The organism is Rhodoferax sp. GW822-FHT04A08 (assembly GCF_058801025.1).
The window spans coordinates 44,363-66,538 of record NZ_JBXAMW010000002.1; the positions used below are offsets into that span (position 1 = coordinate 44,363).

The 22,176-nt window shown below is 57.5% G+C and carries 20 protein-coding genes; 8 read left to right on the forward strand and 12 right to left on the reverse strand.

Annotated features, from left to right (window positions below; genetic code table 11):
- Window positions 1–12 precede the first annotated feature (12 nt).
- A complete protein-coding gene (gene nadB, locus AC1RMF_RS04775) occupies window positions 13–1,596 on the forward strand; it encodes an L-aspartate oxidase (RefSeq protein ID WP_493140016.1) in 1,584 nt (527 codons plus the stop codon).
- A 39-nt stretch (window positions 1,597–1,635) separates the two neighbouring features.
- Here the strand turns inward: nadB and AC1RMF_RS04780 are convergent, their stop codons facing one another.
- Window positions 1,636–2,577, reverse strand: a complete 942-nt coding sequence (locus tag AC1RMF_RS04780; protein WP_493140018.1) for a TIGR02285 family protein — start codon at window positions 2,575–2,577, stop codon at window positions 1,636–1,638.
- Window positions 2,578–2,659: 82 nt separating this feature from the next.
- On the opposite strand from AC1RMF_RS04780, the gene AC1RMF_RS04785 reads away from it, so the two are divergent.
- Window positions 2,660–4,171, forward strand: coding sequence for a response regulator (locus AC1RMF_RS04785; RefSeq protein ID WP_493140020.1), 1,512 nt, complete (start codon window positions 2,660–2,662; stop codon window positions 4,169–4,171).
- Here the strand turns inward: AC1RMF_RS04785 and AC1RMF_RS04790 are convergent.
- The 3 genes from AC1RMF_RS04790 to AC1RMF_RS04800 form a co-directional block, all read right to left on the reverse strand.
- Window positions 4,168–4,905, reverse strand: coding sequence for a sulfite exporter TauE/SafE family protein (locus tag AC1RMF_RS04790; RefSeq protein ID WP_493140781.1), 738 nt, complete (start codon window positions 4,903–4,905; stop codon window positions 4,168–4,170). The two genes, AC1RMF_RS04785 and AC1RMF_RS04790, sit on opposite strands and share 4 nt — an antisense overlap.
- A 48-nt stretch (window positions 4,906–4,953) precedes the next feature.
- The gene (locus AC1RMF_RS04795; protein WP_342616354.1) at window positions 4,954–5,880 is read right to left on the reverse strand and encodes a bestrophin family protein; all 927 of its coding nucleotides are present in this window, start codon (window positions 5,878–5,880) and stop codon (window positions 4,954–4,956) included.
- Window positions 5,881–5,989: 109 nt separating this feature from the next.
- Window positions 5,990–6,883: a LysR family transcriptional regulator gene (locus AC1RMF_RS04800; protein ID WP_493140023.1), complete on the reverse strand. Its 894-nt coding sequence runs from the start codon at window positions 6,881–6,883 to the stop codon at window positions 5,990–5,992.
- A gap of 185 nt (window positions 6,884–7,068) precedes the next feature.
- On the opposite strand from AC1RMF_RS04800, the gene AC1RMF_RS04805 reads away from it, so the two are divergent.
- The 3 genes from AC1RMF_RS04805 to groL all read left to right on the forward strand — a co-directional run bounded on the left by AC1RMF_RS04805 (window position 7,069) and on the right by groL (window position 10,549).
- The gene (locus AC1RMF_RS04805; RefSeq protein ID WP_493140026.1) at window positions 7,069–8,337 is read left to right on the forward strand and encodes an MFS transporter; all 1,269 of its coding nucleotides are present in this window, start codon (window positions 7,069–7,071) and stop codon (window positions 8,335–8,337) included.
- A gap of 137 nt (window positions 8,338–8,474) precedes the next feature.
- A complete protein-coding gene (groES, locus tag AC1RMF_RS04810; RefSeq protein WP_342616352.1) occupies window positions 8,475–8,765 on the forward strand; it encodes a co-chaperone GroES in 291 nt (96 codons plus the stop codon).
- 128 nt (window positions 8,766–8,893) lie between these two features.
- Window positions 8,894–10,549, forward strand: a complete 1,656-nt coding sequence (groL, locus tag AC1RMF_RS04815; RefSeq protein ID WP_342616351.1) for a chaperonin GroEL — start codon at window positions 8,894–8,896, stop codon at window positions 10,547–10,549.
- Window positions 10,550–10,648: 99 nt separating this feature from the next.
- On the opposite strand, the gene AC1RMF_RS04820 is transcribed toward groL, so the two are convergent.
- From AC1RMF_RS04820 to tal, 5 genes are read right to left on the reverse strand one after another with little or no spacing between them, the layout of a single operon-like run.
- The gene (locus tag AC1RMF_RS04820; RefSeq protein ID WP_493140029.1) at window positions 10,649–11,260 is read right to left on the reverse strand and encodes a DNA-3-methyladenine glycosylase I; all 612 of its coding nucleotides are present in this window, start codon (window positions 11,258–11,260) and stop codon (window positions 10,649–10,651) included.
- Window positions 11,257–11,883 carry an HAD family hydrolase gene (locus tag AC1RMF_RS04825; RefSeq protein WP_493140031.1) on the reverse strand — a complete coding sequence of 209 codons (627 nt, stop codon included), beginning with the start codon at window positions 11,881–11,883 and terminating at the stop codon, window positions 11,257–11,259. Before AC1RMF_RS04825 ends, AC1RMF_RS04820 begins: the two co-directional genes overlap by 4 nt.
- On the reverse strand, window positions 11,880–13,184 hold the full coding sequence (locus tag AC1RMF_RS04830; RefSeq protein ID WP_493140033.1) for a winged helix-turn-helix domain-containing protein: 1,305 nt from the start codon (window positions 13,182–13,184) through the stop codon (window positions 11,880–11,882). Before AC1RMF_RS04830 ends, AC1RMF_RS04825 begins: the two co-directional genes overlap by 4 nt.
- Window positions 13,185–13,202: 18 nt before the next feature.
- Window positions 13,203–14,756 (reverse strand): glucose-6-phosphate isomerase, encoded by a 1,554-nt coding sequence (pgi, locus tag AC1RMF_RS04835; protein ID WP_493140035.1) that lies wholly within the window; start codon window positions 14,754–14,756, stop codon window positions 13,203–13,205.
- A gap of 50 nt (window positions 14,757–14,806) precedes the next feature.
- The gene (tal, locus tag AC1RMF_RS04840) at window positions 14,807–15,754 is read right to left on the reverse strand and encodes a transaldolase (protein ID WP_342616346.1); all 948 of its coding nucleotides are present in this window, start codon (window positions 15,752–15,754) and stop codon (window positions 14,807–14,809) included.
- A gap of 88 nt (window positions 15,755–15,842) precedes the next feature.
- On the opposite strand from tal, the gene zwf reads away from it, so the two are divergent.
- Window positions 15,843–17,309 carry a glucose-6-phosphate dehydrogenase gene (gene zwf, locus AC1RMF_RS04845; protein ID WP_493140037.1) on the forward strand — a complete coding sequence of 489 codons (1,467 nt, stop codon included), beginning with the start codon at window positions 15,843–15,845 and terminating at the stop codon, window positions 17,307–17,309.
- A gap of 12 nt (window positions 17,310–17,321) precedes the next feature.
- Complete coding sequence (locus tag AC1RMF_RS04850; protein WP_342616344.1) at window positions 17,322–18,170, forward strand: MurR/RpiR family transcriptional regulator; 849 nt, start codon at window positions 17,322–17,324, stop codon at window positions 18,168–18,170.
- 302 nt (window positions 18,171–18,472) lie between these two features.
- Here the strand turns inward: AC1RMF_RS04850 and AC1RMF_RS04855 are convergent, their stop codons facing one another.
- Entirely contained in the window at window positions 18,473–19,519 is a 1,047-nt protein-coding gene (locus AC1RMF_RS04855; protein WP_493140040.1) for a porin, read from the reverse strand.
- Window positions 19,520–19,768: 249 nt separating this feature from the next.
- Window positions 19,769–20,791, reverse strand: a complete 1,023-nt coding sequence (locus AC1RMF_RS04860; RefSeq protein ID WP_493140042.1) for a porin — start codon at window positions 20,789–20,791, stop codon at window positions 19,769–19,771.
- 239 nt (window positions 20,792–21,030) lie between these two features.
- Between AC1RMF_RS04860 and coq7 the strand changes: the two genes are divergently transcribed.
- Window positions 21,031–21,648 (forward strand): 2-polyprenyl-3-methyl-6-methoxy-1,4-benzoquinone monooxygenase, encoded by a 618-nt coding sequence (gene coq7 / locus AC1RMF_RS04865; RefSeq protein WP_493140044.1) that lies wholly within the window; start codon window positions 21,031–21,033, stop codon window positions 21,646–21,648.
- Between the two features lie 12 nt (window positions 21,649–21,660).
- On the opposite strand, the gene AC1RMF_RS04870 is transcribed toward coq7, so the two are convergent.
- Window positions 21,661–22,110 carry an OsmC family protein gene (locus tag AC1RMF_RS04870; RefSeq protein WP_493140046.1) on the reverse strand — a complete coding sequence of 150 codons (450 nt, stop codon included), beginning with the start codon at window positions 22,108–22,110 and terminating at the stop codon, window positions 21,661–21,663.
- Window positions 22,111–22,176: the final 66 nt, after the last annotated feature.

A 22,176-nucleotide genomic window follows, 5' to 3' on the forward strand; every position in this document is an offset into this window, starting at 1 on the left:
GCAAGGCATTTCATGAAACACCATTCCTTTGACGTGCTGATCGTCGGCAGCGGTCTGGCCGGCCTGAGCGCCGCACTGCAGTTGCCCAGTCACCTGCGCGTGGCCCTGATCACCAAGGGCGAACTCAACGAGGGCGCCAGTGCCTGGGCCCAGGGCGGCATCGCCGCCGTCATGGCGGACACCGACAGCTTTGACGCACATGTGAGCGATACGCTCACCGCAGGTGCGGGGTTGTGTGACGTGGAGGCGACCCAGTTCGTGGTGGAGAACGCACCGCAATCCATCCGCTGGTTGATGGAGCTGGGCGTGCCGTTTACCGAAGAAGACGGCGCCCTGCACCTGACCCGTGAAGGTGGGCACAGCGAAAGACGCATCGTGCATGTGACCGATGCCACCGGCGCCGCCGTGCAGAAGACGCTGATCCAGAAGGTCTTGCAAGCCGACAACATCACCGTGTTCAACCACCACATGCTGGTGGACCTGATCACCCATCAGAAGATGGGCAAAACCGGCCAGCAGTGTGCGGGGCTGTATGCGCTGGACGGTGTGCGGGACATGGTGGACACCTTCAGCGCACCGCACACCATCCTGGCCACGGGCGGCGCGGGCAAGGTCTATCTCTACACCACCAACCCCGACACCGCCACTGGCGACGGCATTGCGTCCGCCTGGCGCGCGGGTTGCCGCGTGCAGAACATGGAGTTCATCCAGTTCCACCCCACCTGCCTGTACCACCCCGAGGCCAAGTCCTTCCTCATCAGCGAGGCGGTGCGGGGCGAAGGCGGACTGCTGCGCCTACCCAATGGGGAACGCTTCATGCCCGCACACGACCCGCGTGCGGAACTCGCGCCGCGTGACGTAGTGGCCCGCGCCATTGATTACGAGATGAAGAAGCACGGGCTGGACTGCGTCTATCTGGACATCACCCACAAGGGCCGCGCATTCCTGCAGGAACATTTCCCCAACATCCTGGAGCGCTGCGCCCAACTGGGCATAGACATCAGCACCCAACCGATCCCGGTGGTGCCTGCGGCGCACTACACCTGCGGCGGCGTGATCACCGACCTGTCGGGGCGCACCGACCTCCAGGGCCTGTACGCCATTGGCGAGACCGCCTGCACCGGTCTGCACGGCGCCAACCGGCTGGCCAGCAACTCCCTGGTCGAATGCATGGTGTTTGCGCGCTCGGCAACCCAGGCCATTGCGCAGTCTGCACTGCCCCAGCCCGGCGCCCTGCCCGCCTGGGACGACAGCCAGGTGACCGACGCCAATGAGGCAGTGGTGATTTCGCACAACTGGGACGAGCTGCGCCGCTTCATGTGGGACTACGTGGGCATCGTACGCACCAACAAGCGGCTGGAGCGCGCGGCACACCGTATTGCACTGCTGCACTCCGAAATCCAGGAGTACTACGCCAACTTCCATGTGAGCCGCGACTTGCTGGAGTTGCGCAATTTGCTGCAGGTGGCTGACCTGATCGTGCAATCCGCACGGCTGCGGCATGAAAGCCGCGGCTTGCATTTCAGTCTGGACTATCCCGACAAGCTGGAGCAGGCGCTACCCACCATCCTGTCGCCGATGTTTGGCAAGCCTTAAGACTCTCCGTCCGCTCCAGTACGACCAACCGCCTCACCGCTACTGCGCATATTTGGCGAGATCAGTCGGCTTGGTGCGCTGACGAAAGAAAGCATCTTGCGACGCCTTGTAATGCTTGACAGTCTCGCGTGTGAGCCATCTGTTTTGCGAATTGAGATATTCCGGTCGCCTGGAATTCCTGACCATCAACGCATCAATCTTCTTGATGACCCGTCGTCCCCAATCGGTACGCGGACAAGCAAAACCAACCAGCGGTCCGGTGGAGCCGGCGATGGGCAGCGCCCGTAGACCTGAGGCTTTCAACTCGGGGCTGCGGGCCTGCTGGTACGCCAGGATGAAGTCGTATTCCAAGGTGTAATCCGCCCTGTTGAGCATCAGCATCTTGAGGGTGCTGGCTCCCGAGTCGGATCGAATCGCATTGCTGATGCCCGGCGTAGGACCACGCCGCCTCAAATAGGCGTCAGCGAGTGGTCCATAGCTTCTTTGCGGCTCGATGATTCCACGCACGTCAGCCCTGCCCAACAGAGACTCCAGCAATACCTCTCCACGGGCATTCATTGGGATCCTGGAGATGGCTTCGGGACGCACGATCAACTGAAGCGGCACAAGCTGATACATCAGCGAGTAATACGCAAATGTCTCACGCTCGGGGGTCATGAGCACTCCGGCAAAGCACGATTCCACACCACCCGACAAATTGGCCAGACCGCGCGGGATGGTCACCTCAACAAAGTCGTGCTCCACTTCAGGCCAATCATCTGTCACCAGTTGGATGACCTTGTCAAAAATACCTTCGGTGGGTTTGCCATTGACCAATATGAATCCGGGCGGAACGTCCTGCACCATCCACAGCATGCGGGGCTTCTCTGCCGCACCAGACTTCAGAGGAATCTGCAAACAAATAAAAAGGCACAGACCAATCAACAACCGCCACGAATTCGGAGTAGGTCTCGACAAACGGATGGATATCAAACTGTGCATGGAGTGCTTCCCTGAAAACGCAATGACTGCATTAGAGGTCTTGGCACGTTGGACCAATGTAAAACCAGCTTAATGGATATTCATGGGTCCTGACCGACTTCTGCGTCTGCGGAGCCGGACTTTCATCGCCAGTTCCGACTCAACTGCTACGCGTCATGCTGACAGCGGTGAATCTGCATTGCAGATGATCAAGACCGCCCACTCCATAGGTCAGCCGTTTGATTACGTGTTGATGGATTGGCTTATGCCTGGGATGGATGGGCTGGAAACCATTCGTGCCATCAAGGCGTTGCAACTTCAGCAGCTTCCTTTCATCCTCATGGTTACAGCGTACAGGCGCCAGGAGCTGGTCAAGAGCGCCGAGCTGCTGGGTGTGGAGTACGTTCTTGCCAAACCAGTGAATGGCTCCACGTTAGTGGACACCATGATGCAGCTCACGGGCAACGCTGTACCGTCGATCAGACTGCAGCACTCCAGCGTCATCAAGAAGGGGAACGAACTCGAAGCTGCATTGCGGGCCGTGCGCGGTGCCCGCATCCTGCTGGTGGAAGACAACGTACTCAATCAACAAGTGGCAATCGAATTGTTGACCGATGCTGACTTTGAAGTGGATATGGCCGCAGACGGTCGTGCTGCCCTTGACCGCGTGGAAGAAAGTGTGGAACTACAAAGGCCCTACGACCTGGTGCTCATGGATATGCAAATGCCCGTGATGGACGGCGTCACGGCCTCGCAGCACCTGCGCCAGCGGCACAGTGCCCAGGAGTTGCCCATTGTGGCCATGACCGCCAGTGCCATGCAGGCGGACCGCAATCGCTGCCTTGCGGCCGGCATGAATGACTTTGTCACCAAACCCATCCTGCCTGCGCAGCTGTGGCAAAGCCTGTTGCGCTGGATTGCACCGCGGGAAGGTTTGGGTCAGACCAGCAAGCCAGCCCCATCAACGGATTCCATGCCGGATTCGGACCTGCCGCCTATTGAATTGCCGCTGCGCATTGCCGGGCTGGACATCGAGCGTGGCGTGGCGCTCATGGGTCAAAACCAGGGCCTGTATCTCAAGACGCTGAGAACATTCGCCTCCACCCAGAGCCGTGCCATGGACGAGATCCGCCTTTCGCTGCAATCCCAGCGCGTTGCCATCGCGGAGCGACAGGTCCATACCCTCAAAGGCCAAGCGGGCTATCTGGGTGCCGTGGATTTGTACGAGGCAACTGCCGAGCTGGAGACATTGCTGGGCAAAGGCAATGTGGAGTCCCACGAATTCGAGCTGTCACTGCATGCAACGACACAGCAACTCTCAGCGCTGATCGCGTCCGTGAATCGGGCTCTGCCGCCCATGCCGGAAGAAGTGCAGCGTCCACAAGATCAAGCCGTTCTGCCACAGGAACAAGCCACGGAGCTGATGCAGGACCTGGAGCACCTCGTAAAGAGCAACGACCCTTACGCACTGGAAGTACTGGAGATGTACAGACAAACACTCAAGAGCTGCATGGAGGACAGCTTCGAAACATTTGAGACTGCATTGCAAAATTTCGATTTTGAAGCCGCAGCAACGCTGCTGGAGAGCGTTGCAAGCGGAAGCGACTCAGCCTAAATTGGCTTCATAAACAGACCGATGGTCAACACCACACCAATGCAGACAATGGCCACGCGCAGCACCTTTTCATTGACCCGGTGCAACGCCCAGGACCCCATGAGTCCACCCAATATGGCGCCTGAGCCCAGCACCACGGCTTCCAGCCAATGCACCTGGGGCGAGGTGATGAACAGCAAGACGGCTGAAGCATTCATGACGCTGGCCAATGCGTTCTTGGTTGCACCCGCATTGCGGGTGGGCAAGCCCGCCATGGTCAGCGCGGCCATCATGAGAATGCCAATTCCGCCGCCGAAGTAGCCGCCATAAATGGCAATGCAGAACTGCGCAATACCGGCCCCCACCGTGCCCAGATGTGCAGAGCCTCTGCCGGTCCTGCGAAAGAGACTTCCCCAGGCGAATACGGTTGTGGCAAACAGCACCAACCAGGGAACCAGTCGGGCAAATACGCTGGAAGGCGTGTTGAGCAGAAGCAGGCCGCCCAGCGCCCCACCCAGGATACTGATGCCAAATAGCGCACGAAAGGAAAGCTTGCCTGCACCGGTTACCAGCGCCCGTCCTGCCAGGCCTGAGGTCACTTGTCCTGGAAAGAGTGCAACCGTCGATGTAATGTTGGCCGCCAGCGGCGACATGCCAGAAATGATTAGCATAGGCAGTGTGACGAATGAGCCACCTCCGGCCAACGAGTTTTGCAAGCCAGCCCAGGCGCCCGCGATAAAGATAAGAGCAATCAACATAACGATTCCAAGGTTAGGGTTCCGTGCGCTGTCGGTGCGCAGGACTTACATCAGGCAATAGTCCACCGGCAACAGCGGAGGTGGAATTTCTTCCTCACCAAGCGCTTCCCGGACAGTGATTTCGATGCTTCGGCAAATGGCGTCCAGCGGCAGGTCGTTCGGAGAGCTTCCGAAAGGCTCCTCAATTTCATCGCCCAGTGCATCGAGTCCGAAAAAAGTGTATGCGACGATGGCAACCACTACCGGGGTCATGAATGTCAGCGTATCAACTAGGCCAAAGGGCAACAGCAGGCAATAAGCATAGGCCGTTCGGTGCAACAGTAGCGTGTAGGAAAACGGCACCGGAGTGCTGTTGATACGTTCGCACGAAGCAGCAGCGTTGGTCATGGCTGACAGGGTGCTGTCTATCTGGGCAACCACCTGCGGGTCTGCCAGCCCGGCGCGGCGCAGTGCACCAAGGTCCGCCCCCATGCGCATCATCAAGGCCGCACTGTGATTGCTGGCCTTGGCCACATCGGCCCACTCCTGCAGGCTGACAAATGCCTGGACTTCGGCGCCCGACGGCGTGCCCCGCAATTGCAGACGCAAGGCATGGCAGAACGCCACCGCCCGGTACAGCATGCGTGGGCGCAAATCTTCCTGACCAGGTGCGGGTGCATCCACGAGGTAGAGGCACTGGCGCGACAGATTGCGACAGCGCAGCAGCAACTCTCCCCACAGTTTGCGCGCTTCCCAATAGCGGTCATAGGCAGCGGTATTGCGAAAGCCCAGGAAGATGGCCAACGGCAATCCCATGAGTGAAAAGGGAATGGGCGACAGCGTGACCTTGAATTGAAAGAACATGCCATGGGTCACCGTGACCGCGGTTGCCAGTGCGATATTGAAAATCAGGATTTTGCTGATGCGCGGCAGTATGGAACCGCGCATCAGAAGAAACAGGTCAAGCCCGGTCGGTCGGTCTCGTACGATCATGCAGTATCCAGGCTTTCAGAAGAGGCTCCCTGTGCGGGCAAGAGGTGGATTCTAAGGGTTAACCCTTGATTTCTCGAGACATCTCTACAGGTTGCAGACGGGTCCTGCGTCAACTCTGGACGGCCATCGGCACTGCATCGCGCATGATGGAAACAAAGCGCTGTAGTCGCGACGGATAGAACTGCGCATGCGGATAGGTCAGGTAGACCGGCAACGGTGCCGCCTGCCACTGCGGCATCAGGTGCAGCAGGCGGCCTTGCGCGATATCGTCGGCGAGCAGCCACGCAGAGCCGACGCAGACCCCCAGTCCCAACAACGCCGCGCTGCGCAAGGCGTAGAGGTTGTCCGTGGTGAAGCGGGGACGAATAGGAACCTGCCGGACCTCCCCCGTCACGTTATGCCTGAGCACCACCTCGTTGCGGTAATAAGTCCCCAGAGCCAGCCAGGGTAGATGCGCCAGATCCCCAACCTCGGCCGGCAGCGCATCATCCAGCACGGAGGGCGCCGCAACGACGAAGCGCGGCACCTCGGACATCTTGATAGCCACCACCGCCGGATCCTTGGGTTCTCCCACCTGGACCGCGCAATCAATACCTGAGCCGATGTAGTCCTGCACGTCGTCCCGCAACAGCCATTCCACGGTGACTTGCGGGCACTCCTTCAAGAAGCGGGCCAGGGGCAGCACAAATTTCTCCTGTCCGAAGGCGTGGGGGACTGCCACGCGCAATTTGCCCTGGGGTTCCTTTTGCGTTCCGCGCAGGTCGGCCTCAAAAGCAGCCCAGCTTGCCAGCAGCTCCTTGGCTCGCTCGAAACAGCGCTCGCCGTCAACCGTCAGCCGCATGCCGTGTGTGGAGCGCTGCAGCAGACGCACGCCCAGATGCCGCTCCAGCGCCTGCAAGCGGCGACTGACCGTAGGCTGCGTGGCGTTCATCTGCGCAGCAGCTGCCGACAGGCTGCCAGCCTCCACAATGCGCACAAAAGTACCCATGAGCAGCATGCTCATGTCTGCGTCTGCAGCGCCTGCGGCCATGGGACCCGATGTCTTGGTACCTATACGGTCAGTAGGAAATTTGCCACTCGTTTTCATGCGTTCAATGTATAACAAATATGCTTGGCAACCTACTACCACCTTTCCTTCTTGGCTTTCACAATGCAGCCATGCTCCAAATATCCTGAAGGAAAAGACACATGTCGGTTATGCAACCATCGAATTTCAATAAAGACCCAGCGCCTGGCAACGGTACACAACCAGCGCCTGAAACCGAGCTTCCTGCAACGCTGGTACTGCTACTGGCCACCGGGGCGGGGCTCAGTGTGGCCTCTCTGTATTACAGCCAGCCCATGCTGGGCGTACTCGGCGATGAACTCAGCGCATCAACCCGCGCCATCGGCTGGGTACCCACGCTGACCCAACTGGGTTACGCCCTGGGACTTTTTCTTCTGGCGCCGCTGGGCGACCGGTTTGACCGCCGCAGCATCATTCTGGGCAAGGCTGCGCTTTTGGTGCTGGCCCTTTTGCTGGCTGCCCTGGCACCGTCCATACAAGTATTGCTCGTTGCCAGCCTGGCAATTGGAATCACTGCAACCATGGCACAGGACATCGTTCCTGCCGCTGCCACGCTGGCGCCCGTGGCGTATCGGGGACGGGTGGTGGGCACCGTCATGACCGGGTTGCTCCTGGGCATCTTGCTATCCCGGGTAGTGAGCGGCTTTGTGGCGGAGCACTTCAGCTGGCGCACCATGTTCTTTGCGGCGGCGGCCAGCGTTGCCGCCATTGGCGTGGCGGCCATGCGGGGACTGCCCCATTTCAAACCAACGACATCCCTACCCTACGCTGCCTTGTTGGGTTCATTGGGCAATCTATGGCGCCGCTACCCCGCCCTGCGCCGGGCTGCATTGGCCCAGGGTTTGCTGTCGGTAGCCTTTAGCGCATTCTGGTCCACGCTGGCGGTCATGTTGCACTCGGAGCCTTTCCATCTGGGCAGTTCGGCCGCAGGAGCTTTCGGTTTGGCTGGCGCTTCAGGTGCACTGGCCGCCCCGCTGGCCGGACGACTGGCTGACAAGCGTGGACCGGAGTTGGTGACCCGTTTGGGTGCAGGCTTGGTGATGTTGTCCTTTGTGGCCATGGCCATGGCGCCTTGGCTATCAAGCCATGCGCAGTTGGTGCTGTTGGTGGTTTGTGCGGTCACATTCGATCTGGGCGTACAGGCAGCGCTGATCGCACACCAGACCATTGTGTACGGCATTGAACCCGCCGCCCGTAGCCGACTGAATGCCGTGCTGATGGTTGGTATGTTCGTTGGAATGGCCACTGGTGCCGCCCTGGGCAGCACGTTGCTGGCTCAGTGGGGATGGGTAGCGGTGACCTTTTTGGCCGCAGGTGCCTCATTTGCTGCGCTGCTGGTGCGCCTTTCGCAGTCCGGTATTTCGACCAAGGTCGGGCTGACCAGCCCTTGAAAACGACCAAAAAACCCGTATGATTAGCACTCAAGTCAGGCGAGTGCTAACATTGCCGACTGAAAACAACCTGGGTGCTGACGCTTTGGCGTTGGCACTTTGCATTGACCTCTGTTTCAAAACCAAGGAGATTCCTCATGAAACTGCGCCCATTGGCCGACCGCGTGATTGTCAAACGCGTTGAAAGCGAAACCAAAACTGCCTCCGGCATCGTCATCCCCGATAACGCTGCTGAAAAGCCTGATCAAGGCGAAGTGCTGGCTGTTGGTCCCGGCAAGCGCAATGACAAGGGCGAACTCGCTGCCCTGACTGTCAAGATTGGTGACCGCGTTCTGTTCGGCAAGTACAGCGGCCAGACCGTCAAGGTGGACGGCGACGAACTGCTGGTGATGAAGGAAGACGACCTCTTCGCTGTGGTTGAAAAGTAAATTGCGCAGCAATTTACTTTCGGCGCAGGCTAACTTTGCGCAGCAAAGTTAAGGGGCGTAGCCCCGGGCCGCAGCCAAAAGTACCCTCGTTACTTACTTTTTTAATTTACTGAATTCGGAGAAATCACATGGCAGCAAAAGACGTAATTTTCGGCGGCGAAGCCCGCGCACGCATGGTTGAAGGCGTGAACATCCTGGCTAACGCAGTCAAGGTGACACTGGGCCCCAAAGGCCGTAACGTAGTTCTGGAGCGCTCTTTCGGCGCCCCCACCGTGACCAAGGACGGTGTGTCCGTGGCCAAGGAAATCGAACTCAAGGACAAGCTGCAGAACATGGGCGCACAGATGGTCAAAGAAGTTGCTTCCAAGACTTCTGACAACGCTGGTGACGGCACCACTACCGCTACCGTGCTGGCGCAAGCCATCGTGCGCGAAGGCATGAAATATGTGGCCGCCGGCATGAACCCCATGGACCTGAAGCGCGGTATCGACAAGGCTGTGGAAGCCCTGATCGCCGAGCTGAAGAAGGCTTCCAAGCCCACCACCACCTCCAAGGAAATCGCCCAGGTTGGCTCCATCTCCGCCAACAGCGATGTTTCCATTGGTGACATCATTGCCAGCGCAATGGACAAGGTCGGCAAGGAAGGCGTGATCACCGTGGAAGACGGCAAGAGCCTGCAAAACGAACTCGACGTCGTTGAAGGCATGCAATTCGACCGCGGCTACCTGTCTCCCTACTTCATCAACAACCCCGAAAAGCAATCTGCGATTCTGGACAACCCCTTTGTGCTGCTGTTCGACAAGAAGATCAGCAACATCCGTGACCTGCTGCCCACCCTGGAGCAAGTTGCAAAGGCTGGCCGCCCCCTGCTGATCATTGCTGAAGATGTCGAAGGCGAAGCCCTGGCAACTCTGGTGGTCAACACCATCCGCGGCATCCTGAAGGTTGTGGCTGTGAAGGCTCCTGGCTTCGGCGACCGTCGCAAGGCCATGCTGGAAGACATCGCCATCCTGACCGGTGGCAAGGTGATCGCAGAAGAAATCGGCCTGACCCTGGAAAAGGTGACTCTGGCTGACCTGGGTTCCGCCAAGCGCATCGAAGTGGGCAAGGAAAACACCATCATCATCGACGGCGCTGGCGCCGCTGCTGACATCGAAGCCCGCGTCAAGCAAGTGCGCGTGCAAATCGAAGAAGCTACCAGCGACTACGACCGTGAAAAACTGCAAGAGCGCGTGGCCAAGCTGGCCGGCGGTGTTGCCGTGATCAAGGTTGGCGCTGCCACCGAAGTCGAAATGAAGGAAAAGAAAGCCCGCGTGGAAGACGCCCTGCACGCTACCCGCGCTGCTGTGGAAGAAGGCATCGTGGCTGGCGGTGGCGTGGCTCTGTTGCGCGCCAAGCAAGCTGCCGGCACCATCAAGGGTGACAACGCTGACCAAGACCACGGCATTGCCCTGGTGCTGAAGGCTATCGAAGCTCCTCTGCGCGAAATCGTTTACAACGCAGGCGGTGAAGCTTCTGTGGTGGTGAACGCTGTGATGGCTGGCAAGGGCAACTACGGCTTCAACGCTGCCAACGACACCTACGGCGACATGATCGAAATGGGTATTCTGGACCCCACCAAGGTGACACGTACTGCTCTGCAGAACGCTGCATCCGTGGCTTCCCTGATGCTCACAACCGAATGCATGGTTGCCGAGACTCCCAAGTCCGAATCCGCTGCTGGCGGCGGCATGGGCGGTGGTGATATGGGTGGTATGGGCGGCATGGGCGGCATGGGCATGTAATTGCTCCTTACCTGAGTGGACCTGTTTCACTCAGCCGCATGAACAAAACCCCGCAGGGCTAGCGCTCTGCGGGGTTTTGTTTTGGGTACTTGCTTCTTGTTAAAGCTTGTTGGGATCGAACTGCTTGCGGGCCTTGAGCGCTGCTTCACGCACAAAGCAGCTTTCCTCATGGTCATTGACCAAGCCCATGGCCTGCATGAAGGCGTACATGGTGGTGGGGCCGACGAATTTCCAGCCGCGCTTTTTCAGGTCCTTGGAGAGTGCAACGGATTCGGCATTCTGGGTCATGGCGCGCAGCGTATCGCGGGTGATGCGTTTGGGGCGACTGGACGCCGGTGGCTCGAATTTCCAGAAGTACGCTGCGAGTGAGCGTTCAGACTCCAGCAGCTTCTCAGCACAACGCGCATTATTGATGGCCGCTTCGATTTTTCCGCGATGCCGGACAATGCCGGCGTCCTCGAGCAAGCGTGCAATGTCCTTGTCCCCGAAACGCGCAACCTGCGCAATGTCAAAGCCCGCGAACGCCGCGCGGAAGTTCTCGCGTTTCTTGAGGATGGTGATCCAGCTCAGTCCCGACTGAAAACCTTCCAGACAGATTTTTTCAAACAGCCGGGTGTCGTTGTAAACGGGGAAGCCCCATTCACGGTCATGGTAGTCACGGTAGATCTGCGAATCGTCTACCCAGAAGCAGCGTGCGTGTTGGATTGTCATAGCCCGCAATGGTGCACCAAATCCGTCGCCAATTGCGATGCTGAGGTGAAGTGAATGCCCTTCCATCCCAGCGCGCGCGCCGCCTCCACATTGCCTGGCATATCGTCAATGAATACCGTGCTTTCGGCGGGAAAGCCGTAGCGGGACTGCAGTAACTGGTAGATGCGCAGATCGGGTTTGCTGCAATGTACATCCGCGGAAAAAATACCGCCGTCGAAGTGCCCCAGGAAGGTGTGCTTGGACTCCAGGTCACGTGCATAGGGCGCAGGCATATTGGAGAGAAAGTACACACCGCTTACGCCACTGCCAGCTTCGCGCCTGGTGAGCAACAGCTGCAGTATCGACAAGGAGTCCGGCAGAGGAAGCAACCGCTCGGGGATTGTGCTGAACAGATGGTGCAGCGTATTGGCGTCAAGGCCCAACCTCTTCGAAGTGCGCTCCGTGACGGCATCCAAGTCCAGCAGGCCTCGGTCAAAGTTCTGCCAGTCTTCGTGGCCGAACACTTCTTGCGCCAGTCGCTTGGCCTGTGACGTATCAACGGCGTGCTGCGGAAATACTTCTGCCACGATGTCGACCGGCCGCCAGTTGAACAGCACCGCTCCAAAATCAAAAACAATGTTCATGCAACAAGCTCTTCCATTGACAAGGCGCGCAGTGCGCGGCGTAGTGCGGCCGCCAGGTAGGCCGGCTTTGTGCGTCCAATCCGAACCTCGGGCGTGCCGTGCCATTGGGCACAGCGCAGAATAGCGCGCGCCACCTCTTCAATCTGCATTTCAGTCCAGCGCGGGCCCTGCTGTGCATATAAGGCCCTGACTTCGAATACGCCATCGGCGCGATGTGCCTTGGCATCCAGTCTGCCAATCAGCTCGCCGCGACACAAAATCGGCAGCACAAAGTAGCCATATACCCGCTTGGGCTCGGGCGTATAGCACTCAAGGCGGTAGTCAAAGTCAAACAGAGTCTGCGCCCGCTCACGGTCCCAAACCACCGGGTCGAAAGGCGAGAGCAGCGCAGTATGGGTTGCATGCAATTTGTCGGCTGCAGCTTTTTTCACCAAGGCGGCCTGACTCCGGTGCACATATCCGGGAGAGTCCCATCCGCATACCTTGATGCGCAGCAGATCGCCCTGCTCCACCAAGGTGTCCAGATCCACGTCCTTCAATCGGGGTTTGCTGCGGTAATAGTCATGGATCCAGCGTGCCTGCGTCACGCCCAGGGCGGCAACGGACTGGCAAATGAACTGAGCGCGCACCGCGGCGATTGCAGGCACATTTGTGGCATCTCCTGCACCGGCCTGGCCACCTGAAAGGCTTTCGGGCTGGCCCAGCAAATGGGGCACAACCCGGTGCGCCAAGTCGTACACGCGCTGAAATTTATCGCGTCGCTTCACCATCAGTTCGCCGGAGGCAAACAGCGCTTCCAGCCACCGCTTTTCATCTTTCCAGCCCCACCAGGCCGAACTCGCACCGTCCGGTCTTTCAAAATCAGAAGACTTCACCGGGCCATGGGTATGGATGTGTGCCAGCAATGTATCCAGCTCGGCCCGCTGCTTCGCGTGGATTTTCTGGGCATGGGCGAGGCCCCAATGAGAGCGCGCCTCGCAGTTGAAAACGCGATGCGCCAGCAGGTCGGAAATGGGGGCAAAGCAGGCCTCATGGGCCCAGGTCTCAAACACTTCGCCTTGGGCCAAGGCGTCTTCCAACCACTGCGCGGGATAAGCCTCAAGTCGCGAGAAAAGGACCAGGTAGGGGCTGCGCGCCACCACGTGAATCGTGTCGATCTGCAACAACCCCATGCGCGCGATGCAATCACGCAAGGCCTTGCGCGTTGCCCGCTTGGCCGGGGGATGCAGCAGGCCCTGTGCAGCCAGTTGCAGGTTGCGCGCCTGCTGCAGTGTCAGTTCAACCGGGTGACGACGCTTCAAGCGCAGAGTGCTCCGGGTTCAGGCCCGCAGCCGCGCAAGCAAACCGGCCGTGGACCCATCCAGGCCGGTGGTATCACCACTGCCAAGGCGAGCCTCTACGTCCTTGGCCAGCACCTTGCCCAGCTCCACACCCCACTGGTCAAAGCTGTTGATGCCCCACAGGCTTCCGCTGACGAACACACGATGTTCCTGCAAGGCAATGAGCGCACCCAGCGACGCGGGAGTCAAATCGTCCAACAGCAGGAAGGTGCTTGGGCGGTTGCCGGGGAAATGCTTGTGACCTCCCGCATCGACCTTGCCGACCATCAATGCCTGTGCCTGCGCCAACACATTGGCGAGCAACAAGGTGTGATGAGACGCGAGTGCATGGCGAGGCTTCTTGACCGCCACAAACTCCAGAGGAACGACATCGGTGCCCTGATGCAGCATCTGAAAGTAGGCGTGCTGACCGTTGGTGCCCGGCTCGCCCCACAACACGGGCGAAGTGCCAAACGGCAAGGCTGCACCCTCGGCGTCCACCCGTTTGCCGTTGCTTTCCATTTCCAGTTGCTGCAAGTAGGCAGGCAAACGACGCAGTGCGCTGTGATACGGAGCAATGCTGCGGCTGGTGAATCCATGGAAGTTGCGATACCACAGGTCCAACAGGCCCAGACGCACGGGCAGGTTCTGCTCCAGTGGCGCTGTACGGAAGTGCTCATCCATGGCGTGCGCACCCGCCAGAAATTCCCGGAAACCTTGAGCGCCTATGGCGATGGCCAGCGGCAATCCAATCGCGGACCAAAGCGAGTAACGTCCGCCCACCCAATCCCAGAAACCGAAGGTCGTGGTGATGCCGAAGGCATTGGCCGCTGCAACATTGGTGGTGAGCGCAGCAAAGTGACGGGCGGTATCCGTACCGCCCTGCGCTTCGAACCAGGCCTTGGCCGAGCGCGCATTGGTCATGGTCTCGATGGTGGTGAAAGTCTTGCTGGCAATCAGGAACAGCGTGCTGTCTGCCTTGACCGTCTTCAGTGTGGCCGCCAGTTCATGTCCATCCACATTGCTGACGAAATGCAGACGCTTGCCAGTGGTGGCAAACGCGTCCAACGCGATCACCGCCATTTGCGGTCCCAGGTCGGAGCCGCCAATGCCGATGTTCACCACATCGGTGATACCGCTGTCAGAGCGCACACTTTCTGCAAAAGCCAGCATGGCATTCAGCGTCTCATGCACCTTGGCCAACTCCACCGAACGGTGACTGCCGTCTTGCGATGATTCCGGCGGTGTGCGTAGCAGCACGTGCCAGACTTCGCGCCCCTCGGTGTGGTTGATCTTCTCACCGGCAAACATGGCGTCGCGATGCTCCTGCAATCCGCTTTGTCGTGCCAAATCGAACAGCAATTTGTCCGTTGCAGCGTCTACGCGGTTCTTTGAAAGGTCTGCGAATACATACGGTGCACTTTGACTGAACGCCTCAAATCGCCCTGCATCCTGCGCAAATGCCTGGCGCAGATCAAATGCCTTGCCACTGTTGTCATACGCCAGTTGCAGTTGTGCCCAGGCGGGAGTGCGATCACATCGTGTACGTGCCATGGTGTGGTTCTTCTAAGTGGAAAATTGGAAAGACAGTATCAGTCGCGTGTTCAAGCCGCTAGCAACAGCTTCTCGAGTTTGACCGCATCCACGCAGAATGCACGAATGCCTTCGGCCAGCTTTTCGGTCGCCATGGCGTCTTCATTCAGCGCAAAGCGAAAGCCGGCTTCGTCCAGGTGCACATGTTCCATGTCCAAGGTTGCTGCCTTGTTGGCGTCCAAGGCGCGCTCAATGGGGCTGTTGTCGGCGGCTAGTGCGGCAAGCAGATCGGGGCTGATGGTCAGCAGATCGCAGCCGGCAAGAGCAGTGATCTGGCCCACGTTGCGAAAGCTTGCACCCATGACTTCAGTTGCGATGCCAAACTTCTTGTAATAGTTGTAGATCTGCTTGACGGACTGCACACCGGGATCGTTTGCGCCAGCCTTTTCGGATTCCACCCATGCAGCGCCAGCCGACTTCTTGTACCAGTCGTAGATACGGCCAACAAAGGGAGAAATCAGCTGCACTTTGGCCTGCGCGCAAGCTACTGCCTGGCAGAACGAAAACAGCAAGGTAAGGTTGGTGTGAATGCCTTTGCGTTCCAGCTGCTCTGCTGCCTGAATGCCTTCCCAAGTTGATGCGACCTTGATCAACACGCGATCCACATGGATGCCCTGGGCCTGGTACAGCTCGATCAGCCGCTCGCCGCGGGCCACCGTGGCGCTGGTGTCAAAGCTCAGACGCGCATCCACTTCGGTGGAAACACGGCCCGGAATGATCGAGAGGATCTCGCAGCCAAAGCGCACCAGAAGACGGTCCACAATTTCATCGAGCGGGCGACCACGGTACTGGTTCACCGTGTCCTTCAGCAAAGGGGCATATTCGGCTTTTTGCACCGACTTGAGAATCAGCGATGGATTGGTCGTGGCATCCTGGGGTTTGAACGCGTCCAATTGCTTGAAGTCGCCTGTATCGGCGACCACGGTTGTCCATTGTTTGAGGGCTTCGAGTTGGTTCATGGTGCAGTTATCGCAGAATAAAAAGTCTCTTGAATTATCAATGAAACAAAGTTACATTACAACGTCAATATTTATGTAACTTTTAATCATGAGCTTTGATCTTGTCATGTTTGGCGGCACTGGTGACCTTGCTTGGCGCAAGTTGATGCCGGCTTTGTTTCAGGCATTTCGCCATGGCACGCTACCGGAAGGTGGACGCATCATTGGCGTAGGCCGTGAAGACATGGGCACTGCCAAGTACCGCGCGCTGATGCAATCGCGTTTTGACAATGTGGATTTGGCCAAACGCCCCAGCGCAGAGGAATTTGGTCGTTTTGCAGCCATTCTCGAATACGTCAAGATGGACTTGTCCAAGCCTGATGATTACGTCACGCTTGCCAATACCCTGAATGAACGCAATGCGGACACGGTTGTCATGTACGTGGCAACCGCGCCGGCGCTGTTTACCACGGTGTGCGAACAGTTGGCCGCAACCGGACTGAATACTGCAAAGACACGCGTCGTGCTGGAAAAGCCATTGGGCCACGACCTTGCGTCCAACCGCACCATCAACAGCACAGTGCGTCAGTACTTTGCAGAAAATCAAGTCTTTCGCATAGACCACTATCTGGGCAAACCTGCTGTGCAGAACCTGTTTGCACTGCGATTTGGCAACGCATTGTTTGAGCCGCTCTGGCGGCGCGAGCACATCGCCAATATCCAGATCAGCATTGCCGAAGATCTGGGCGTGGAGAGCCGTGGCGCCTTTTACGAAAACACCGGTGCGTTGCGCGACATGGTGCAAAACCATGCGCTGCAATTGCTGTGCGCCATTGCCATGGAACCGCCAATCAATTCGCATGCCGACGCTATCCGTGATGAAAAACTCAAGGTACTGCGCTCTCTCAAGCCATGGACCAAAGAGGCACTCACGCATGACGTGATACGGGGTCAATACACTGCAGGCACCAGCGGTGGCAGCAAGGTTCTTGGCTACCGCGAAGAAACGGGTGTGAACCCCAACAGCAATACCGAGACCTTTGTCGCCTTGCGCGCTGAGATTTCGAATTGGCGCTGGGCCGGAGTCCCCTTCTATATCCGCACCGGCAAGCGCCTTGCCGGACGCGAGGGCAGCATCGTCATCAATTTCCGCGCCACGCCCCACGCCATCTTCAACTCCAACATCAATGTGGCTAACAAGCTGGTCATCCATCTACAGCCCAAGGATGGTCTGGAATTGCACCTGCTGGCGCAGGGCCAAGCCAGCCGCAGCGTCAAAGGTGCCGCAGCACAGACGCTAGCGCCCGTTCAACTGGATTTGGACTTCGACAAGCGCTTTGGCTCTGAGCGTGTGGGTGCGTATGAACGCCTTTTGCTCGATGTCATCGATGGCCGTCTGAATCTGTTCGTGCGCAGTGATGAACAAGAAGAGGCATGGCGCTGGGTGGAGCCCATGATCGACTACTGGGCCAATGACCCGCAAGGACCACGCATGTACGCAGCCGGAACCTGGGGGCCTAGTGCGTCCAGCGCCATGATCGCCCGCGACGGCTTTTGCTGGAGTGAAGAATCCTAACTGGAGAGCACCATGCTCGAACGCATCAAAGCCTCATTGCCTTCGCTGGCTCCCGCCGAACAGCGGGTTGGCAAGCTCTGCCTGGCGGACCCGCGGGTATTTGCCAAGCTGCCTGTCAGTGAACTGGCGGACCGGGCTCACGTAAGCAAGCCCACCGTCGTGCGATTCTGTCGCAGCGTGGGCTATGACGGCCTATCGGATTTCAAGCTCAAGTTGGCCGGCACCGTGAATGAAGGTGTCCCCTTCATCCATCGCAGCGTGGATGTCGATGACAAGACCAGTGATGTCATGGTGAAGGTCATCGACAACACGGTGGCTGCTTTCCTGAAATACCGCAATGACGCAAGCAGCATGGCCATCGAAAAGGCGGTCAACGCACTGCTCGAAAGCTACAACTCTGGAAGACAAATCCAGTTTTTTGGAGTGGGCAATTCCGGCATCGTGGCGCAGGATGCGCAGCACAAATTCTTTCGCCTGGGCATCAATACAACGGCCTATAGCGACGGGCACATGCAAGTCATGAGTGCTTCCATCCTGTCTGCAGGCGACTGTGTTGTCGTCATCAGTAACTCTGGGCGTACGCGTGATCTGATGGATGCTTGTGACATTGCGCGCAAGAACGGAGCGACCACTATTGTCATCACTGCCACCGGCTCACCTCTGGCCAGCGCCGGCCACATCCACCTGAGCGCCGATCACCCTGAAGGCTTTGACAAGTACAGCCCCATGGTCTCACGCCTTCTGCACCTCATGATCATCGACATCCTGGCTACTTGCCTAGCGTTGCGCATTGGTGGCGGCAAATTGCAGCCACTGCTGCGCGAAATGAAGCACAACCTGCGCAGCAAGCGGTACGCCTGACATCTTCCAATGGCTCCCATTTCCAACTATGGGCGAAAAAAAATCCCTCGGCAATTAAGCCGAGGGACAGAGCTAACTTTCGTTAACGGTGAGGTAACAAGATCGACTCACTCAATCTCATTAGCGACAATTTAACATTAATTCGGTAATAAAACTAACGGGTAAATACTTAGAAAAACAGCATTTCGGCTTTTATTACCCGCAAATAGTCGATTTCATAACTACCAAAAAAAACCCCATCGCAAATTGCGACGGGGTTTTTGTCATTGATAACCATCCGCTGGCACAAAGCCAGCGTCAGATTAGAAGGACATGGTCAGGCCAGCACCAGTCTTGGATTGAGTCACAGAAGGCGCACCAGAGTCATAGGTAGTCTTCCAGTTCTTGTAGCCAACATAAGCAGTGAATTGCTTGTTGAAGGCGTACAGACCTTGCAGACCGTATGCATCGGTGTGCTGATTCCAGTCATCACCTGTTGTTTTCACGCTACCAAAACCTGCAGACAGGGTCCACTGACCAACAGGATACTTGACGCTCAAATTCCAGCCAGAGTCCTTGTCTGTACCGGTACCAGCAGCACCTGCGGAGTTAGCTTGAGCACCGATCAAAGCGGCATATACGGTAGCAACACCCAGGTTGTATCCACCATTGATCAACCAAGCATTTGTCTTACCAGTTGTCAGAGCAGGGGCACCAACATTGCTATAGATTGTTGGAGTGCTGTCATAAGCAGCAGCAAACGAGATCGGACCATTGTTGTAAGTTACATCCACACCGTAGCTGGAGATGTCTTGGTTGGCGGTATCCTTTGCCGGTGCGTAGTTGATTGCTGCGTTAAAGCCATTAACTGTGGGAGTGGTGTAGTTAATGGAACCAGCAGTGTTACCGGACGCAAGAGTACCGTTACCATTGTCGCCATGCGCGCCTGTGTTCAAAATGCGGCCATAAGAAGAGAAGCCGTTGTAGTCTTGTGCGTCACCCACGGTGGAGTTGTCGTAGGGACCCCATACGGCACCGAGCTCCAGAGTACCAAAGCTACCAGCAAGACCAATCTTTCCGACACGTGCATTGCCTGAACCGGCAAGTCCATCTGCACTGTCCGCCTTAAACGAATTTTCAACCTGAGCAAAACCCTTCAGACCATTGCCCAGATCGGTTTCGCCTTTGATACCCCACAGTGAGGTGTTGTAAACGCCGTCAGCTGCCAATACACCCGCATCAGAAACGCCAGTCTTTGTTAGGGACTGAACGCCGATGTCCAGACGAGCGTAAGGAGTGATGGTGGGGGCATCAGCAAATGCCGAACCGATGGAAGCCAGAGCGGCCAAAGCTACGAGAGTCTTTTTCATTGTTACCTCAATAAGATTAATTTGATTGCAATGCTTTCACAGCTTGATTTTCAAGCTGTTCAAATTTAATCACATGCGGAAAACTCAAGCACCACACTTATGTCATTTCGCAGCCAACAAGCCATTTGCTGTTGCTTTTTCGTTACAAAACGCTTTTGCAACTGAATTGGACAAATAAAAAGCCCCGCTGCGTTACCGCAGCGAGGCTTTAGCTCATTCAATCAGACGGCGGACAAGCCGCCCTCTAAATTAGAAGGAGTGGAACAGACCAATACGGTATTGGTTGTTGGTGCTGTCAGCAGAAGTGGGAGTCAGCACGGTTTGACCGTAGGCGTTAGCCTTGGAATAAGCAACGAACGCATCGTTCACAGTACCGAAGGATGCCTTGAACGTAGTACGCTTGCTCAGGCTGTAAGCCACGGCGAAGTCGGTGTACGTAGCAGTACCTTGGGCTGCGGAAGAGTTGAAGCTGAAGGTTTCCAGACCCAGAGTCACAGCACCGATTGGCACGTTCACGCCGAGACCAACGGTCACGTCATTGTTGGAAGGCTTGGTCCAGCCAGCAGCAACCTTGGCCACGCCGAAATCATAAGAGATCGTAGCGGTGGGCTGAGTTACGGAGTCGGAAGAAGTGCCGGTGTAGCTGGGGTTGAACGAAGCGTACTCGACGTAAGCCTTCAGAGGGCCGTTAACGTAGGTCACAGCGGGAACAACCTTGGTGTTGGAATCCCAGAACGAAGTCGTGGAACCATTGATGCCAGGGTTAGTTGCAGTACCAGGAGTGGAAGAGAACTGACCAGCAGCGGTCACATAGGTCAGAGCGCCGGTGAAGCCGCTGAAAGAGGGAGTCGTGTAGGTAACAGCGTTACGAGCGCGCTTGCCCAGGTTGGCACCGTTAGCGTCGAACACGCCAACTGCCAAAGATGCGCCGGAGATGGCAACACCAGCAAAGGGACCGTCAGACTCGTAAGAAGCGTACTTCAGGCCACCGAAGTTGCCGGTCAGCGCAATGCTGAAGTTTTCCATGCCAGCAGCATTGGAAAAATCCTTGTTACGGCCGCCACCATCAAAGCCAGCGCTACCTGTGAACTTGGTGCCGCCGCCCAGATCTTCAGTCACGCCGAAGAAAATGCTGTTGTCGGAAGTAGACAGGCCGCGTGTGCCGTCCAGGCTCTTTTGATAGCTGCCAGACAGGTTACCGGTGATGGTAACTTGTGCGAAAGAAGCGCCAGAGGCAGCCAGAACTGCCAGTGCAACGAGAGTCTTTTTCATGTAGAAATTCTCCAAGGTTAAACGAATGGCTCCAAGTGAAAACTCAGGCCAACCTCCTGAGTCAAGGAAGTTGCACGTATTGCACCAGACTGAACGTCCAATAGCAAAGGAAAGCCACAAACAAGTGCAAAACAGACTTTTATTCGTTGCAGAACAACAACGGTTCGCATACACACAATAAAACCGCATCATTTCAGTGCATGAAATACACTTGGAACCACCCAAGTAAAGGTTGATCCATGGACTCCTTATTTATTGCCGCAGACTCAGCGCTGCGCACCCTGTTTGCCAAACCGCGCGCCAGCGCATCGTGCGCAACCTTGCCAGAAGGGCCGTCCGAATTGAATGACGCGGAGCGCCGCAAGGCCGCCGGGTTGATGCGCGTGAATCACGTTGGAGAAATTTGTGCACAGGCGCTTTACGCAGCGCAGGCGCTTTCAACTTCCAATCCAGATCTGCGCCAGCACTTCAACAAGGCCAGTGCCGAGGAAGTTGACCACCTGGCCTGGACTGCCGAGCGCCTGCAAGAGCTGGGCTCGCGACCTTCGGTACTCAACCCACTGTGGTACGCAGGTGCATTCGGATTGGGTTTGCTGGCCGGGCGCTTGGGCGACCCGATCAGTCTGGGTTTCGTGGTGGAAACCGAACAACAGGTAGGGGCGCACTTGCAAGGCCACCTGGAAGCGCTGCCCGCCGGTGACCACGCATCACGCGCCATCGTCGCCCAGATGGCGGATGACGAATTGCGCCACGCCCAACAGGCTCAGGCCGCTGGTGCAGTTGAACTGCCCCTGCCCGTCAAACACATGATGCGTGCCGCTGCCAAGGTCATGACCACGGTCGCCGAGCGCATCTGAATCAGCCAGGCCTCAGACTTCCACCAAATCAAAACTGGTGGTGATTTCAGCTGTCTTGGCCAACATGATGCTGGCAGAGCAATACTTTTCATGGCTCATGGCGATGGCACGCTCCACGGCGGCGGCTGGCAACGCTTTGCCACTCACGGTGAAATGCATATGGATCTTGGTGAAGACCTTGGGATCCACTTCTGCGCGCTCTGACGTCAATTTGACGCTGCAGCCCTGCACGTTGTGTCGGCCACGTTTGAGGATGAGCACCACGTCGTAGGCAGTGCACCCTCCGGTACCCGCCAGCACGGTCTCCATAGGACGGGGTGCCAGATTCTGGCCGCCATTCTCCGGTTTGACCGGATCAGGGGCACCGTCCATCACGATGGTGTGACCACTTCCCGTCTCCGCAACAAAACCCATGCCCGAGCGCGTTGCCAAAGCCCCTGTCCAACTTACTGTGCATTCCATGAATGGTTCCTTTCAAATTGCCCCGCGCGGAGCAAAATTTCCGTGCCTATAATGGGTACAGGAGTT